The sequence below is a fragment of the Pseudomonas sp. JL23 genome (assembly GCF_056933585.1).
The window spans coordinates 4,991,772-5,007,298 of sequence record NZ_CM167795.1 but is presented as its reverse complement, the minus strand read 5'-3'; the positions used below and the strand labels follow the sequence as shown (position 1 = coordinate 5,007,298).

At 58.4% G+C, this 15,527-nt stretch carries 16 protein-coding genes; 7 read left to right on the top strand and 9 right to left on the bottom strand.

Annotation, left to right across the window (positions count from 1 at the left end; all coding sequences use genetic code 11):
* The first annotated feature begins 82 nt into the window (after window positions 1-82).
* Window positions 83-649, top strand: a complete 567-nt coding sequence (locus AC1Z24_RS23135) for a YbhB/YbcL family Raf kinase inhibitor-like protein (RefSeq protein WP_483742868.1) — start codon at window positions 83-85, stop codon at window positions 647-649.
* A 466-nt stretch (window positions 650-1,115) separates the two neighbouring features.
* Complete coding sequence (locus tag AC1Z24_RS23130) at window positions 1,116-1,784, top strand: polysaccharide lyase family 7 protein (protein WP_483742867.1); 669 nt, start codon at window positions 1,116-1,118, stop codon at window positions 1,782-1,784.
* Window positions 1,785-1,789: 5 nt separating this feature from the next.
* Here the strand turns inward: AC1Z24_RS23130 and AC1Z24_RS23125 are convergent, their stop codons facing one another.
* Window positions 1,790-3,184 carry a heavy metal sensor histidine kinase gene (locus AC1Z24_RS23125; RefSeq protein WP_483742866.1) on the bottom strand — a complete coding sequence of 465 codons (1,395 nt, stop codon included), beginning with the start codon at window positions 3,182-3,184 and terminating at the stop codon, window positions 1,790-1,792.
* Complete coding sequence (locus AC1Z24_RS23120) at window positions 3,160-3,852, bottom strand: heavy metal response regulator transcription factor (RefSeq protein ID WP_483742865.1); 693 nt, start codon at window positions 3,850-3,852, stop codon at window positions 3,160-3,162. Before AC1Z24_RS23120 ends, AC1Z24_RS23125 begins: the two co-directional genes overlap by 25 nt.
* Before the next feature lie 203 nt (window positions 3,853-4,055).
* On the opposite strand from AC1Z24_RS23120, the gene AC1Z24_RS23115 reads away from it, so the two are divergent.
* Both AC1Z24_RS23115 and AC1Z24_RS23110 read left to right on the top strand, forming a co-directional pair.
* Window positions 4,056-5,608 (top strand): IS3 family transposase gene (locus tag AC1Z24_RS23115; RefSeq protein ID WP_483742864.1). Its coding sequence is split into 2 segments (ribosomal slippage): window positions 4,056-4,518 and window positions 4,518-5,608, totalling 1,554 coding nucleotides; the frame shifts between segments, so codons are not numbered across the junction.
* 218 nt (window positions 5,609-5,826) lie between these two features.
* A complete protein-coding gene (locus tag AC1Z24_RS23110; protein ID WP_483742863.1) occupies window positions 5,827-6,405 on the top strand; it encodes a hypothetical protein in 579 nt (192 codons plus the stop codon).
* Between the two features lie 62 nt (window positions 6,406-6,467).
* On the opposite strand, the gene AC1Z24_RS23105 is transcribed toward AC1Z24_RS23110, so the two are convergent.
* Both AC1Z24_RS23105 and AC1Z24_RS23100 read right to left on the bottom strand, forming a co-directional pair.
* Window positions 6,468-7,148, bottom strand: a complete 681-nt coding sequence (locus AC1Z24_RS23105) for a hypothetical protein (protein WP_483742862.1) — start codon at window positions 7,146-7,148, stop codon at window positions 6,468-6,470.
* A complete protein-coding gene (locus AC1Z24_RS23100) occupies window positions 7,145-7,375 on the bottom strand; it encodes a hypothetical protein (RefSeq protein ID WP_483742861.1) in 231 nt (76 codons plus the stop codon). The genes AC1Z24_RS23105 and AC1Z24_RS23100 overlap by 4 nt, the downstream gene beginning before the upstream one ends.
* A gap of 305 nt (window positions 7,376-7,680) precedes the next feature.
* On the opposite strand from AC1Z24_RS23100, the gene AC1Z24_RS23095 reads away from it, so the two are divergent.
* From AC1Z24_RS23095 to AC1Z24_RS23085, 3 genes are all read left to right on the top strand, one after another.
* Complete coding sequence (locus AC1Z24_RS23095) at window positions 7,681-8,286, top strand: hypothetical protein (RefSeq protein WP_483742860.1); 606 nt, start codon at window positions 7,681-7,683, stop codon at window positions 8,284-8,286.
* A 74-nt stretch (window positions 8,287-8,360) separates the two neighbouring features.
* A complete protein-coding gene (locus AC1Z24_RS23090; protein WP_483742859.1) occupies window positions 8,361-8,975 on the top strand; it encodes a cytochrome b/b6 domain-containing protein in 615 nt (204 codons plus the stop codon).
* Window positions 8,968-9,738 carry a molybdopterin-dependent oxidoreductase gene (locus tag AC1Z24_RS23085; protein ID WP_483742858.1) on the top strand — a complete coding sequence of 257 codons (771 nt, stop codon included), beginning with the start codon at window positions 8,968-8,970 and terminating at the stop codon, window positions 9,736-9,738. The genes AC1Z24_RS23090 and AC1Z24_RS23085 overlap by 8 nt, the downstream gene beginning before the upstream one ends.
* Window positions 9,739-9,891: 153 nt before the next feature.
* On the opposite strand, the gene efeO (AC1Z24_RS23080) is transcribed toward AC1Z24_RS23085, so the two are convergent.
* From efeO (AC1Z24_RS23080) to AC1Z24_RS23060, 5 genes are all read right to left on the bottom strand, one after another.
* Window positions 9,892-10,716 (bottom strand): iron uptake system protein EfeO, encoded by an 825-nt coding sequence (gene efeO, locus AC1Z24_RS23080; protein ID WP_259102259.1) that lies wholly within the window; start codon window positions 10,714-10,716, stop codon window positions 9,892-9,894.
* Between the two features lie 28 nt (window positions 10,717-10,744).
* On the bottom strand, window positions 10,745-12,007 hold the full coding sequence (efeB, locus tag AC1Z24_RS23075; protein ID WP_483746695.1) for an iron uptake transporter deferrochelatase/peroxidase subunit: 1,263 nt from the start codon (window positions 12,005-12,007) through the stop codon (window positions 10,745-10,747).
* Window positions 12,008-12,169: 162 nt separating this feature from the next.
* Window positions 12,170-13,378 carry an iron uptake system protein EfeO gene (efeO, locus tag AC1Z24_RS23070; protein ID WP_483742857.1) on the bottom strand — a complete coding sequence of 403 codons (1,209 nt, stop codon included), beginning with the start codon at window positions 13,376-13,378 and terminating at the stop codon, window positions 12,170-12,172.
* An 8-nt stretch (window positions 13,379-13,386) separates the two neighbouring features.
* Entirely contained in the window at window positions 13,387-14,250 is an 864-nt protein-coding gene (gene efeU, locus AC1Z24_RS23065) for an iron uptake transporter permease EfeU (RefSeq protein WP_483742856.1), read from the bottom strand.
* A gap of 295 nt (window positions 14,251-14,545) precedes the next feature.
* Window positions 14,546-15,427, bottom strand: a complete 882-nt coding sequence (locus AC1Z24_RS23060) for a LysR family transcriptional regulator (RefSeq protein ID WP_483742855.1) — start codon at window positions 15,425-15,427, stop codon at window positions 14,546-14,548.
* Window positions 15,428-15,527: the final 100 nt, after the last annotated feature.

Below are 15,527 nucleotides of genomic sequence, written 5' to 3'. Positions count from 1 at the left end.
ATGAAAAATGCCAAGCGGCGGCGTTAACTCATTGTTCACCGGGATGGCCTATCCTGACGGGCTGATCTGACGAGGGATGTGTATGCACGGTTTATCGCGATATCTGCGCCGCAGCTGGTGGGTGACCGGCGCTCTGCTAGTGGGCCTGACGGGCTTGGCCGAGGCTGGCGAACCTTTCAACGTGCAGACTCCGGGGGCGGGCGATGGCGCTTTTTTCAGTCGCGAGAACGCCAGCAACGCCGGTGATTGCGGCGGTGACAATGTCTCCCCGGCGCTGCATTGGGGCCAGGTCCCGGCCGGGACCCAAAGTTTTGCCCTGATCCTGCAGGACCCTGACGGCCAGAAGGGGTTGGGTGTCGATCACTGGGTGCATTACGGTTTGCCTGCCGATCTCAGCAAGCTGGCCGAGAACGTTGGCGGCGAGGGTAAGCTGCCCGGTGTCGGCGGCAAGAACACCCGCGGCGTGACGACCTATCTGGGCCCATGTCCGCCGATAGGCGATAGCCCGCACCATTATGTGATTCAGCTCTATGCCCTTGACCTGGCGCCCGATGCCCTTGAGGCGGGGCTGACAGCCAGCGAATTGCGCACGCGGATCAAGGGGCATGTGCTGGGTAATACCAGCGTAGTGCGCAGGTATCAGCGCTGAGGTGACATTCGCTTCGTCACCGCGATTCTGTGGGAACTGATTCATCCGTGAAGAGGGCCGAGTATCAAAAGATATGTGTCGGCTGAAAGTATTCGCGAATAAATTCGCTCCCGCAGGCACTAGAGCCAGTGTTGGGTATGACCGCTTGTCGGTAAATGACGTTTTTCAGGAACTATTTTTCGCTAAATCCGCCTCGCCGTCATCAAAAAAATGACGCCACTCTACTGACGCTCCGCCACGGCTTTCAATGCCTGCACTCAAACCCCCGTTTCTTATCTCCCAGCAAATGTAATCTCAAAATAATGGCATAGCTCCTCTATAGGGGCTTTTTCGCCAGTTTCTTGGCGACTTCCCTGTTTAAAAAATAAACGATTCAGCCGATAGCCGTGAGGTCACAAATCCGGTGTTGCAGGCACCGGTCCGAAACCTTGAACCGGTGCGCAAAGCGCACCAACGAGCTACTGTCATGATCGATCTCGCCACCTGGAATCTCTCAGTCCCCGTCGGCACACCCGCCCTGACCATTGCCACCCCGCGTCTGGTCCAGGGTTACCAGGATGGTTATTTCCGCTCAGGCGACACGTTGTTCTTCTGGGCTCCGGTCACCGGCAGCAAGACTGACAACGCCATCTACCCGCGCACCGAACTGCGCGAGACCAATGCCGATGGCAGCGTGCACAACTGGCTGTTTTCCCAGGCTGACAACTTTCTGCGGGCGGCACTGATGGTCAGCCAAGTGCCGTCCACCGGCAAGATCGTCATCGGCCAGATCCATTGCTACCAGAGCACTGAGCCGCTGGTGAAACTGGAGTACCAGTACAAGGAGAAAACCGCGACCGGCAACATCGTCGCCAAGTTTCGCCCGACGCCGACTTCCGAGCCGCTGGTGATAGAGATCGCTACCGGTGTGAAGCTCAATCAGCGCTTCACCTACACCATCCACCTCACGGCCAACGGTAATCTGAGCATCAACGCCGCCAACTTCTACTGGAGTACCGCTCTCGATCCGTCCTGGGGCAGCAAGCAGCTGTACTTCAAGGCCGGGGTCTATACCCAGGACAACACCGGATATGCCACCGAAGGCGGGGCGGCGACGTTCTATACGCTGACGATCAACCACGACAAGAAGTCCTGAGGCGGTCAGCGCAGTACCGGAAACGCCAGGCTAAAGCAGATCCGGCCATAGGCGGGTTGCGTCACGCTGACCCGCCCACCGTGCAAATGCATGATGGCGGCGACAATGGCCAGGCCAAGGCCGTTGGAGTCGGAGCTTTGGTTGCGTGATGCGTCGCCGCGGTAGAAGCGGTCGAAGAGTTTGTCCAGAGCCGCCTGGGTCAGCACCGGGCCCTGGTTCTCCACTTCGATCAGGCAGTGTCCGTCCCCCTGAGCGATGCGCAGGGTGATGGTGCTGTCCGGGTCGGCATAGCGGATGGCGTTGGCCACCAGATTGCTCAAGGCCCGGCGCAGCAGGGTTGGGTCGGCCTGTACGCTGCCGTCGCCCTGGGTGTGCAGAGTCAGTTGACGTTCTTCGGCCAGGCCTTCGAAATACCCGGCGACCCGTTGCAGTTCGTCATGCAGTTGCAGGGATTGGCGTTCCAGTACCGACTGCGCTTCATCGGCACGGGCCAGGAACAGGATGCTTTCGACCAGCCGCGATATCCGCTCCAGCTCTTCCAGATTCGACGCCAGCAAGGCCTGATATTCATCGGCACTGCGCGGCTGACGCAAGGCCACTTGGCAGTGCCCCATCAGCGAACCCACCGGGGTACGGATTTCATGGGCCAGATCGGCGGAAAACTGGGTCAGGCGCTGATAACCGTCGTGCAGGCGGTCGAGCATGGCGTTGAAGGCCTCACCCAACTGGTGCAGTTCCACGGGGGTGTCGTGGTAATCCAGGCGGTTGTGCAGGCGCGCCGGGGTAATGGCGCCAGCATGGGCGGCCATATCCCGCAAGGGGCGCAGGCCTCGGCGCAGCAGCACATAACCGAGCAGCGCGGTGATCAGGAAAGCCATGGCCATGGCGGCATAGATGCGTTGGCGAAAGGTCGCGAGCATGGCCATTTCCCTGGTCAGGACATGGGCGGCCTGCAGATGCAGCTCAATACCATTGGCCAGTACCTGCACCGATGCTGCCCGCAGGGGAATACCCTGGGGACTGGCGCCGCTGCGCAGATCGGAGATATGCAGCGGTTGATCCTGTTTGACGGTTTCCAGACTCGGCAATCGGGCTTGCAGCGGATTGACCTGAATCACCGGCACCTTGCCCGGTTCGCCGAGGATGAAAATGTCGTCCTCGTTATTGAGCATGTTCTCGAACAACTGCGGGCTGGCCATCAGCTGATCGAGCGTCAGGTCATAACGCAGTAGCTTGCGAAAGTGATCCAGGCGCGCCAGTACGCTGCCATCGGAGCGTTCCAGCACCGTGGCCTTGGTGGTTTCGTACAGGAACATGCCAGCGCTGCCGACGCTGATCATCGCCACCAAGGCAAAGGCCAGGGTCGAGCGCAGGGTCAGGCTGGGCGGTCGGGCTCGCATGGCCGCACCTCGCAGACGTAGCCGATGCCGCGCACGGTATGAATCAGCTTGACCGCAAAGGGCAGGTCGACTTTGCTGCGCAGACGCTTGATCGCCACATCGACGACATTGGTGTCACTGTCGAAATTCATGTCCCAGACTTCCGAGGCGATCTGCGCCCGTGACAGCACGTCGCCTTCGCGACGCAGCAACAGATGCAACAGCGCAAATTCTTTGTTGGTCAGGACGATGACCTGCTGCTGGCGGGTGACCCGTCGGCGCAACAAATCCAGTTCCAGATCGGCCAGATGAAAATGATCAGCCTCGCGCACCACACCACGACGCAGGATGGTGCGGATGCGCAGCAGCAGTTCGGTAAAGGAAAACGGTTTGACCAGATAATCATCGGCGCCCAGTTCAAGGCCACGGATGCGGTCCTGCAACTGATCCCGTGCGGTCAGGAACAACACCGGCACGTCCTGTTTGGCCCGCAGCACTTCGATGATCTGCCAGCCATCTATGCCGGGCAGCATCACATCCAGCACGATCAGGTCATAGCGGTTCTCCAGAGCCAGATGCAGGCCATCGGCCCCATGCTGAGCCCAATCCACCTTATAGCCGGACTCGCCAAGGCCCTTCTTCAGGTACTCGCCGGTCTTTGTGTCGTCTTCGATGAGGAGGATATGCATGGCACAGGCCGTCTGGTGCAGCGGGGCTTGAAGTCTAACCAAGTGGTCGGCGCTTGTCGGTTACATTTCTGTCATCGAGTGCGGGGTGATGTCCAATGGTGGGCGCGAATTCATTCGCGAAGTGGCCGCTTCCCCCCGGTGTCAGGATAGTTGTCGCCTCTGCGAATTCTTAAACGCATTCCGGGGGCGGCAAGAGTATGGTCATGTCTTTCTACTCACCCGAACGAAAAGCATCACTGCTGAGAATGATGCTCCCGCCCCTGAGTCTCTCTGTAAAAGAGGTCTCACGGCGTGAGGGGTGCAGCGATGTTTCTCTCTATCAATGGCGCAAACAAGCTGCGGCGCAAGGAACTCAATTGTCCGAAACCAAGCAACCGTCGGAGAATTGGTCAGCCGAATCCAAACTGACGGTGATCATCGAAACATCGCCCCTGTCTGAGCTGGAGCTGGGCGAGTACTGCCGTCGCAAGGGAATTTTTCCCGAGCAAATTGCGGCCTGGCGTAACGCGTTTATCACCAACAGCTCTAATCAGCCGACCGCTAAAAGAGCAGAGGTCGGACAAGCGCGCGAGGATAAAAATCGTATCCGTGTTCTGGAGCGTGAGTTGCGACGTAAAGACGCGGCGCTGGCTGAAACAGCAGCCTTGTTGGTACTGCGAAAAAAGCTCAATGCCTACTGGGGGAACGACGACGAGGACAGCTGACCTTGTTGCCAGAACGGTATTTACTCGTGAGTTGGCTCAATGAAGCCATTACCGCGGGCGCCCGAAGGGCGCCTGCTTGTCAGGAAGTCGGCATTTCCCTGAGAACTTTGCAGCGCTGGAGCTTGCCGCTGGAAGTCCTTGCCGATGGGCGCACCACGACGCTCAGGCCAACACCCCGTAATGCACTCAGCGAGCTGGAGCGCCAAGGTATCGTGACGCTGTGCAGCAGCAAGGCTTATGCGCATCTGCCACCGAGCCAGATCGTGCCGCAGCTGGCTGATGAGGGACGCTATCTGGCCTCGGAAGCTACTTTTTACCGGGTGTTGCACACAGCAGGTCAGCAACAGCATCGCTCGCGCGCCAAACGTCCACAGCACCGTGCAACCCCCACGACGTATGCAGCAACATCGGCCAATCAGGTGTGGTCATGGGACATCACCTACTTACCCTCGCCGGTTCGCGGGCAGTTTTACTACCTCTACCTGATTGAGGATATTTACAGCCGCAAAGCCGTGGGCTGGGAGGTCTACGAAGCAGAAAGCGGGGAAAAGGCAGCAGCGTTACTGCAACGAAGCGTGACCCAGGAGCAGTGCTGGCGCCAACCGTTGGTGCTGCACTCGGATAATGGAGCGCCCATGAAGTCGGTGACGCTTCTGTCCAAAATGCACGATTTGGGAATAACACCTTCGCGGGGACGGCCACGCGTCAGCAACGACAACCCCTATTCGGAGTCGCTGTTCAGGACGTTGAAATATTGTCCGCAATGGCCCGTGAATGGGTTTGGAGGCCTGGACGAGGCGCGTACCTGGGTCAGAGACTTCATGACTTGGTACAACACAGTGCATCGCCATAGCCGAATCCGCTTCGTCACACCGACCCAGCGGCATGACGGCAAGGACAAGGAAATACTTGCCCGCCGTCATGATGTTTACCGACTCGCCCGAGAGAAAAAGCCTGAACGATGGTCCGCTGAAACACGCAATTGGAGTCCGATCGGAACGGTCTATCTAAATCCTGAAAGGGAGCTCAGCGTGATCGTGAAAGTGGCATAGCAACACCGCCGACGCGACAACTACCTTGAAAAACGCCGCTTCATTCGGCATAAATTCATCGTTTGAAATGCAGTGTTCGCGGATAAATCCGCCCCCACCATCCATGGCGTAAGTCTTTTCATACACGAAATGCAGAAGTCCCCTTCCTCATTGTCAGGTCAGCGTTTTTTGAAGGCTGCCGTTAAGCCGACTGGAACCGCTGATAATGAGGAATAACCATGACGTTGTGTATAAACATCAACCCAAACCATACTTATAAACAGGCGGTGGAAGCCGCCTACTACAAAGCGAAAAGAGAAGGCGTTGTTCTCGATAAAGGTATCGAGGAGGATTGCCTGCGAGTGATGAGCGAGCCGGGAACTCCGGAAGGGGCGGTTTATCATGAGTCTGAATTAAGGCAAGTGGTTACCAAGGGTGCAAGTGGTGGTACAACTATCTCCAACACGTCGAGCTGGAAAAGTTATGAGTATGAGAAAATACATAAGATGAAGAGTTATGCCAGCGCACTGGCCCGAGACATGGACTCGATTGCTGATGATTTGCAAAAAGAGTTGGTTGCGGCAGGATTAAATCCGAAGGATGTACGTTTTTCAGTGGGTGAAACAGGTGAGTTAAGAGCGTGTTCGCCATTGGGTAAATTAAGTTCGGATGAAATAAGCTTGTTCTCCAAGCTGGCAAATGAGCATTCTGAATTTAAATCACACGCTGTCCAGTATGCCCGGGCGTTGATCAGTTTCGTCGATCGTACAATTGACGGAATGAATGGAAAATTTGCACGGTATTTCTCTCGTTTTTGATAAAACAGGCGCAGACCAGCTGACGGATGGCTTTCCGTCAGCATGGTCAATTTAGTTATGTATTACCCGACTATTTTTTGGGTGCAAATATGTACCAATGGCACGCGATCACCGTATCGTCTGCCAACTCCTCCCTCTTCATTACCTTCAGGGCTCATGTACCAATTGCCGATGTTGTAAGTCAGTTGCCATTTGGTCCTGAAGTCGAACACGCCTACGAATGGAGTCGTCGTATACCTACCCACGCAGGCGGGTAGGGTGATGTTGGTAAGCATGGCTCCACCCTGATTACTGTCTTTGCGGTAAACCTGGCCGCCCAAGGGGGATTGATCATCTATATCCATACGTAGCTCGATAGTGACTCCTTTTAGAGGGTGGCCTGTTGAGTCACGCACGTGGGTAAACCATTCGAAGGTGTTGACGAATTTATAAACAGGGAAGTGAATGGCATAGCGATCAGCATCCCCGATAACCCTGTGATTGACGAGATAAGGGGCCGAACTGATTTGCAGTTCATAAGGCGTCCCAGGTGGGACTGGTTTTCCAGGGTCGTTTGAGATTCTAACCTTCACCTGCTGATTGGGGATTAGCGTATCTGTGATTTCGGACTTGCCGGGTGTCACAATCGTCCAATGCTGATCAACCTTATACTCGATTTTCCACGGAGATTGCTGATCGTTATAGCGAATCTCACGAATCATCACCTTTTGCCCTCGGATAGCCGTAAAGCTGTAGTACTTCACAGACTCGCCAATCTCCAGACTACCCTGATCTTGTTCAGTTCGTCCGGCAAATCAATAGCCACAGGCTCAGTCTGTTCTACTTCCATTATTTTCGGCGTAATTGATTGCGCTGCATGCCCGTCAGCATGAAGAAAAGCCATCGGGTGACCTGAACTCATAGCTGAGCCAGAATACGCAAGAAAAAGTGCTACGAAAAAAGTATTAAATTTACAAAATTTACTTGGCATAAAAAATTCCATTTTTATTTTGGATAGCCGCCACCGTGCAATGCGCAATTGCGCCTGCAGGATAACTTTGCTGTTTATATCGATTGAGTTAAGTGCCCGTTTTGTTCCAGACCTTTGCCGGTTGTGTTTATCAACTGACAGCCCGACGTAACCAATAGTCAGAAATGTTGTCAACCCCTTTGAGCGACTTAAACGACCTGCGTGGTCGTCCGGTTAAATGACAAAAATGTCACGCCCCGGTCATGCCTGAGTGCCGGTAGCCGCGCAATGATCGGTACACATTCAACCCTGCCAAGGAATCTTTGATGAAGACTGCATTGCACACCACGTTCGGCTTGCTCATGCTCGGCGCCGCGATTGCCGCACAGGCAGCCGATATGCCGGTGGTCAAGCCGCTGCGCGGCACCATCGACAGCGTTCAGGCCGATACCCTGAACTACACCACTCGCGCCGGTCAGCACCAGAGCATCATGCTGACCGACAAGACCGGTATCCGCCTGATCTCCAAGACTGACCTGGACTCGATCAAGGCCGACAGCTTTGTCGGTTCCGCCGCCATCCCGCAGTCCGACGGCAGCCTCAAGGCCCTGGAGGTGACCGTGTTCGAGGCCAGCCTCAAGGGCAGCGGCGAAGGTCACTACGGTTGGGAAAATGCTGATGGCACCACCGGCACCATGACCAATGGCACTGTGGGCAAACTGTCCAAAGCCAATGGCCGGACCCTGACCGTGCAGTACAAAGGCGGTGAGAAGCAGCTGGTGGTTCCGCAAGACGTGCCGATTGCTTACGTGCAACCGGGTGAGCGCAGCGAGCTGAAGGCCGGCGCCAAGATCGTGCTGTTCCCGGCCGATGACGGCAAGAGCGCCCGTGGCGTAGCCGTTGGCAAGGATGGTTTCACTCCGCCGATGTAAGCTGAGTGATGCCTGCACCTGGCCTGCCTGCACCCCTTCGCGGGCAGGCTCGGTGCGCCTACAAGGAGATCCCGATGAAACCTCGTCGCATTCATCCCTGGCCGGTGCGCCTGACCCATTGGCTCAACGCCATCGGCATGACCTGTATGTTCATGAGCGGCTGGGAGATCTTCAATGCATCGCCCCTGTTCGCCTTTACCTTTCCCAAATCCCTCACCCTCGGTGGCTGGCTCGGCGGCGCTATCGCCTGGCACTTCGCCGTGATGTGGCTGTTGGTGATCAATGGGATGATCTATGTGCTGTATGGCCTGTTCAGCCGCCATTTCAAGCGTGACCTGTTGCCCGTCTCGCCGAATGCGGTGAAGCGTGACCTGATCGCTGCATTGCGCTTTCGTCTGGTCCATGAGCACGGGCGCTATAACGCCGTGCAGCGCCTGATGTACTGGCTGGTACTGGCCATGGGGGTGCTGATCGTGCTCTCGGGCTTGGCGATCTGGAAGCCGGTGCAGTTTCAGGAACTGGCGGCCTTGATGGGCGGCTTCGACACCGCGCGCAAGGTGCATTTCGTTGCCATGGCCGCCATCGGCGCCTTTGTCGTCGTGCATCTGGCACTGGTGCTGTTGGTGCCCAAGACCCTGCTGCCGATGATCACCGGCGGGCGTCATTCTGCGGAGCAAGGCCATGAATAAACCGCGCAAGCGCATCACCTCGGCCGTTCGCCTGGAACCGGCGCAGCAGACGCAACTGGCCAATATCCAGCGCCGGGCCTTCCTGCGTGGCGGCCTGACCGTCGGCGCCATGGCCATGCTCACCGGCTGCAATCTGCAGGACGGCGATCAGGTCGACAAGGCGTTGTGGGCCATGTCGCGCTGGAATGACCGGGTCCAGGCCTGGCTGTTCAGCGGGCAAAAGTTGGCACCGGTCTACAGCAAGGCGCAGTTGACCAATCCGTTCCCGTTCAACGCGTTCTACCCCGAGTACAACGTGCCGGACCTGGATATCTCCGACTACAAACTGGCGGTCTCGGGCCTGGTGCGGGACAAACAATCCTGGACCCTGGACGGCCTGCGCAAGCTGCCGCAACGCACGGATATTACCCGGCTGATCTGCATCGAAGGCTGGAGCGCCATTGGCCAGTGGGGTGGGGTGCCGCTCAAGACCTTCCTCGAAGCCGTCGGCGCCGATACCACGGCGCGCTATGTCGGCTTCAAGTGTGCGGATCGCTATTACTCGACCCTGGACATGCCCACGGCGTTGCATCCCCAGACCTTGCTGGCACTGGACTTCGGTGAAGTCGCCTTGCCACCGGATTACGGTTATCCACTGCGCGTGCGGGTGCCGACCAAACTGGGCTTCAAGAATCCCAAGCATATCGTCGAGATTATCGTCAGCAACGAGAACCTGGGCGGGTATTGGGAAGATCAGGGGTATAACTGGTTTAGCGGGATTTGATTGGAATGATGTCCGTGGGACCGGCTTTAGCCGGGAATGGGGCGGTACATTTACTGAGTTACCGCTGAGCAGCAATGACGCCTTCCCGGCTAAAGCCGGTCCCACAGGCATTTAACAGGCCGGACAACCCTTGCGGCTGTCCGGCACCGAGTCTTAGTTCAGACCCAGTTTGCCACGCAGGGTGGACAGGTCTTCAGCCAGGGTGTTGACCGGGCCAACCAGGGCTTTGCGGTCGTTTTCTTTAACTTTGTCATAAGTCTCGAAACCGCCGTCCTTGGTTTTGTACTTGGCCAGGATCTTGTCCACGGTGGCGAAGTTCTTGTCGACCTTGGCAGCGAAAGCCTTGTCGGACTTCTCGATCTGCGGACGGAACAGGTCAACGATTTTCTTCGCGCCGTCTACGTTGCCCTGGAAGTCATACAGGTCAGTGTGGCTGTAGCGGTCTTCTTCACCGGAGATCTTGGTCGCGGCAACTTCTTCCAGCAGTGCAGCTGCACCACCGACGACTTTCTCGGGCGGGAAGGTCAGGCCGGCGATGCGGGTCTGCAGGTCCTTGACGTCAGTCATCAGCTTGTCGGCCAAGGCAGCCTGGTCCTTGGTGCTGTTCTGCGAGAACAGTGCGTATTCCAGACGGTGGAAGCCGGTGAAGTCTTCAGCGCTTACGCCTTGCTCATGGTCATCGACGCGGGAGTCGATAGAGGCGTCCAGGTCACTGAACAGCTCTGCGATCGGCTCGATGGCTTCGTAGTGAACGCGGGTTGGCGCGTACAGTTTCTTGGCGGTGGCGATATCACCTTTCTTCACTGCATCAGTGAACTTCTGGGTTTCATCGACCAGTTTGCCGACTTCCTCAGTCACATAGATTTTGTAGTCCGAAACCGGACCCACCAGATCCAGCGGCGCGGTTGCGGCGAAGGCGGCCAATGGGGTCTGGAGCAAGCCCAGGGTAAGCAGCAAAGCGAGAGGCGTCTTTTTCATGGATGGTTTCCGGTTAAGGGTTGTGGGTTCAAGCAGTTTTTGTTGACGGAGGGGCCGACGCTGCCAGCAGCGAGCGACCGATGAAGTCCTGGTCATTGACCACGCCCGGCAGGGTGAAGAAATAACCGCCGCCCACAGGCTTGAGGTATTCCTCCAGCGGCTCGCCGTTAAGGCGGGTCTGCACGGTGATAAAGCCTTTCTCCAGGTCATGCTGGTAGCAAATGAACAACAGGCCCATGTCGAGCTGGCCGTTCTTCATCACGCCATTGGAGTAGTTGAACGGACGACGCAGGATCAGGTTGGCCTGGCTCTCACGGGTGCGCGGGTTGGCCAGACGAATGTGCGAATCCATGGGCGTTTTCTTGCCTGCGGCATCGGCGACGTAGTCGGGGATGTCGGTTTCCTTGTGGCCGTCCATCGGTGCACCGGTGGTCTTGACCCGGCCGATGATGCCTTCCTGTTCCTGCAGCGGCGTACGATCCCAGCGCTCGACCAGGTTGCGGATAATGCGCACTGCCTGATAGCTGCCATGTACCGCCCAGGCCGGCTCGTCGCTGCCCGGCTGGACCCAGACCACTTCGTTCATGGTCTTCTGGTTGTTGGAGTCCGGGTTGGCCGAGCCGTCGCGGAAACCGAGGAAATTGCGCGCGCTTTCAGCAGGTTCGCTGGCCTTCTTCGGCGCCTGTGCCGGGACCGTGCCTTCCTGTTTCCAGCGCACCAGCAGCAGGTCAGGCAGGTTCTTGATCACATCACGCAGGGCGTGGATATTGGTGTCCGGGGTGTTGGAGCAGAACTGCAGGCTCAGGTCGCCGTGGCAGCAGTCCTTTTCCAGCGCGTCGTTAGGGAAACCGACCATGCGGATCAGGCGCTTGGGCTTGACGCCAGCCAGACCGAAGCGTTCGTCGAACAACGACTCGCCCACCGAAACGGTAATGGTCAGGTTGTCCGGCGTGACCACCGGTCCGAGGATGCCCGAGTCCAGCGGCGGCAGTTTCGGATCAACCTGGGGCACGGCGCCGCCGGTCATCAGGAAGGCAATGCGCTCGTTGAGGGTGCGGAACAGGCGCTCAAGGTCGTCGCGGTCCTGGGCCAGCACGTCAAACGACACCAGCATGCCCGCAGCCGGGCGCGGCGTGACGATGCCGGTCTGATGCTGGCCATGGAAAGTGTTGTGATCCTGGGTCTTGTCGCTGGGCGGTGCTTCGGCGACCTGGGCAGGTGCGGTCGCGGCCAGGGCATTGCCCGCCAGACTGCTGCCTGCCAGTGCGGCACCGGCGGCGCCGAGGCCCATCAGGACCCGGCGACGATCCACTGAAACAGGGGTGTTGCATTTATCTGCGTCTTTCTTCACGGCAATCTTCACTCGATAGTCAGCTTAAAGGGCTCTCGATCAGAGAGGCCGACAAGGCATCCGGGGGCCTGGGCGGCCCCTCTTGTTAATGACCGGCTACTGTCACAGACCGGACAAGCCGAGCGCAGGGTCGATTCCATCGAGTACATCCGCCAGAGCCTTGGCGTTATCTGCAAGTTGCTTGCGTTGCGCGGCATCGACCTGATCGTACGGGCGGTAGCCACTGTCGGTTTTCAGGTTATGGATGCTGCTGTCCAGCGCTGTCATGGCGCTGTCGATTTTGCCGAGCAGTTCACCGGCGGACTTGGCCAGCAGAGGGCGCAGCAGGTCGATGACCTTGCGTGTGCCTTCCAGGTTGGCGGCAAAGCCGTTCAGGTCGGTGTGGCTGTAGCGTTCTTCTTCGCCGTTGCTGCGAATCTCGGCCAGGCTGCGCATGTTGCGGGCAACGATGCCGGCCAGTTGCTCCGGGGCGATGCTCTGGGCCAGCAGTTGCTGCTTGAGGCTGTCGCTGTCCGTGCGCAGGCGCTGCACCACAGGGGCCAGGCCGTCGAGGGAGTGCTGTTGGAACAGCGCGTATTCGACGCGGTGGAAGCCACTGAAGCCCGGGTCCTGCTCGCGTTTTTCGTAGTAGTCGGCGCGGGCGTTGATGGCGTTGTCCAGCTCGGCCAGACGCTGTGCCGCCGGGGCGATCCGCTGGTAGGCGGCACGGGCCGGGGCGTAGGCGGCCTGGGCGAGGCTCAGGTCACCGGCATCCACGGCTTGTTGCAGGGCGTCGATCGCCTTGAGCAACTGAGAACTCTGCATGCTCAGATAGACGCGGTATTCCGACAGCGGGCCGATAAAGGCCACCATTGATGGACGGGCCTTGGCCAGGGCGTCGGACTCGGCAGTCGGCGTGACGTGCAGGGTTCCGCGCGGGTTGCTCAGCAGGCCGCAGGTGATGGTGTAGTCGCCGGGCAGCAGGTTGGCGTTGATCACCTGGCTCAGGCCGGGAGCAATGTTCTCGCGTTCTTCGATGACCAGCACGCCATCGAGAATTTCCCACTCAACGGCACGTTCCGAACGGTTGACGATGCGGAAAGCATTCTTGCCGGCCGCGACCGTCAGGGCGTTAGGCTCGCAACTGTGAGCGTGAATGGTGACCAGTGTTTCAGCACCGGCAGTGGCGGCGCGTTTTTTCATGGCGGTCTGGGAGGCGGTGTAGAACATCGCGCCGCCAGCGATCATGAGGATTACGGAGCCGGCCAGCACCCAACGCAAGGCGCGGGGAGGCGTGGCTTGCGGCGCAAGCCCTGAGGGACTGTTGGTCATGGAGGCCCTTATTTATTCGTAACGGAAGAAGACGGGAGATGCGCAGGCTTGGTGGGCAGACTCACCACTGGGGCGTGCGGCAGGAAAAACAGCACCAGGGCACCGATCAGATAGACCAGATAGGCCGTCAGAGTGCTGATGGTCGGCGCGTCCTGATAACCGAACATGCCGGCCAGCACCGAACCGGTCGGGCCATCCATCGGCAGGGTGGCGCTGATATCGAAGACCACGGTCTGGAAGTGATTCCACAGACCGGCTTCATGCAGTGCCTGCACGGAGTTGGAGAGGATCCCGGCCGCGACCACGAGGATGAACAGCCCGGTCCAGCGGAAAAAACGGCTCAGGTTCAGACGCATGCTGCCTTTATAAATAGCGATGCCGACACCAATGGCCAGCAACAGACCGAGCAGGGCGCCCAGAGGTGCACCGACGCCTTCGCTCTGCTGGAACACGGCGAGCAGGAAGAACACGGTTTCCAGACCTTCCCGGGCTACGGCAAAGAACACCATGCCGATCAGCGCGTAGGTCTGGTTTTTTGAGCCGGCGAGGGCGGCATCGAGGGAGACATGCAGCTCATGCTTGATCGAACGCGCTACTTTGCGCATCCAGAACACCATGGAGCTGAGGATGATCACGGCAAGCAGCCCGACCAGGCCTTCGAACAGTTCCTGTTGTTTCTGCGGGAATTCAGCGCTGACCATTTCCAGGCCGCCACCGACGAACAGGGCCAGGGCACCGGCCAGGAAGACACCGATCCACACGGCGGGCATCCACTCGCCACGGCCGGTCTGACGCAGGTAGCTGGCGATGATGCCAACGATGAGCGCGGCTTCAATACCTTCGCGCAGCATGATCAAAAAAGGAACGAGCATGTTTCATCCGGGGTAAATGCTTTAAAATGTCTCGCTTCGTTGCGTGCCTTGGGCTTCTGTCAACGAAACAACGTGTAACATAATGATACTCATTATTGAATGCGGATAGTTGTTTTTTTGCAAAGGTTTCATTTCGCATTCGCGTTCAGCTGCAGTTCAGTTGACCTGAATCAGCTCGCAAACGGCTCCGCATCAACTTCGGTGGGACCGGCTTTAGCCGGGAAGAGGCCGCTGTATTCGCTGCATCTCTATCGAATGTTCAAAGACGCCTTCCCGGCTAAAGCCGGTCCCACAGTCAGGTGTTGGCATTTCTCATCAATTCGACAAACCGCTGCGCCGCCGGGCTCAGGCCATGCCCTACGCGGGTTATCAGGCCGATCTCCCTTGCCACGTCGGGATGGTCAACCGGCACTCGTACCAGTTCGCCGCGACCTTCGTCGGCGGATTCCGGCAGCAGCGTCATCCCCAGCCCCTGACGCACCAGGGCCAGTACCGTGGACATGTAGTTGGCTTCCAGGCCCGGCACCAGGGTCAGTTCCTCGCGGGCAAACAACTGCTCCACGCGTTCGCGCACACTGCTGTCGCGGCCGGTGAGGATGATCGGCTGACCGGCCAGGGCTGTCAGTTTCACCGAGCGTTTCTGCGCCAACGGGTGATCGGCGGGGACGAACAGGCATAAGCGGTCGACCCATACCACCTCAAAGTCCAGGCCATGGCCCAAGCGTGCCCGTACGCCCAGGCCGAAATCAACTTCGCCTTCGCGCACCAACGCATCAATACGCTGCGCAACGACGTCACGCAGACGCACCTCGACACCGGGAAACTGTTCGCGGAAGACGCGCAAAACCGGTGGCAGCACGCTGGAGCACATGGATGGCAACGCCGCCAGGGTGACCACACCGCGGCGCAGGGCGGCCAGATCCCGGGAGCCGCTGACGATGTTGTCCAGGTCCAGCAAGAGCTTTTCCATGGGCCCCAGCATGTTCTGACCGGCCGCCGTCAGGTTGACCTGGCGCGGGCTGCGTTCGAGCAGGACGACGCCGAGCCAGTCTTCCAGTTGCTGGATCTGCACGGTCAGGGCCGAGGGCGACAGGTTCAACTGGATCGCTGCCTTGGTAAAACTGGCGCTGTGGGCGACAGCGAGGAAAGCACGGATGTGCTGGATGGAGTTTTTCATAGTCACCTGGAGTACGGGGACAGTAGGACCGGCTTTAGCCGGGACAGCGGCCTCGCGGCTAAAGCCGCTCCTACGGGTGAGTGCGCATCGATGATTCGTA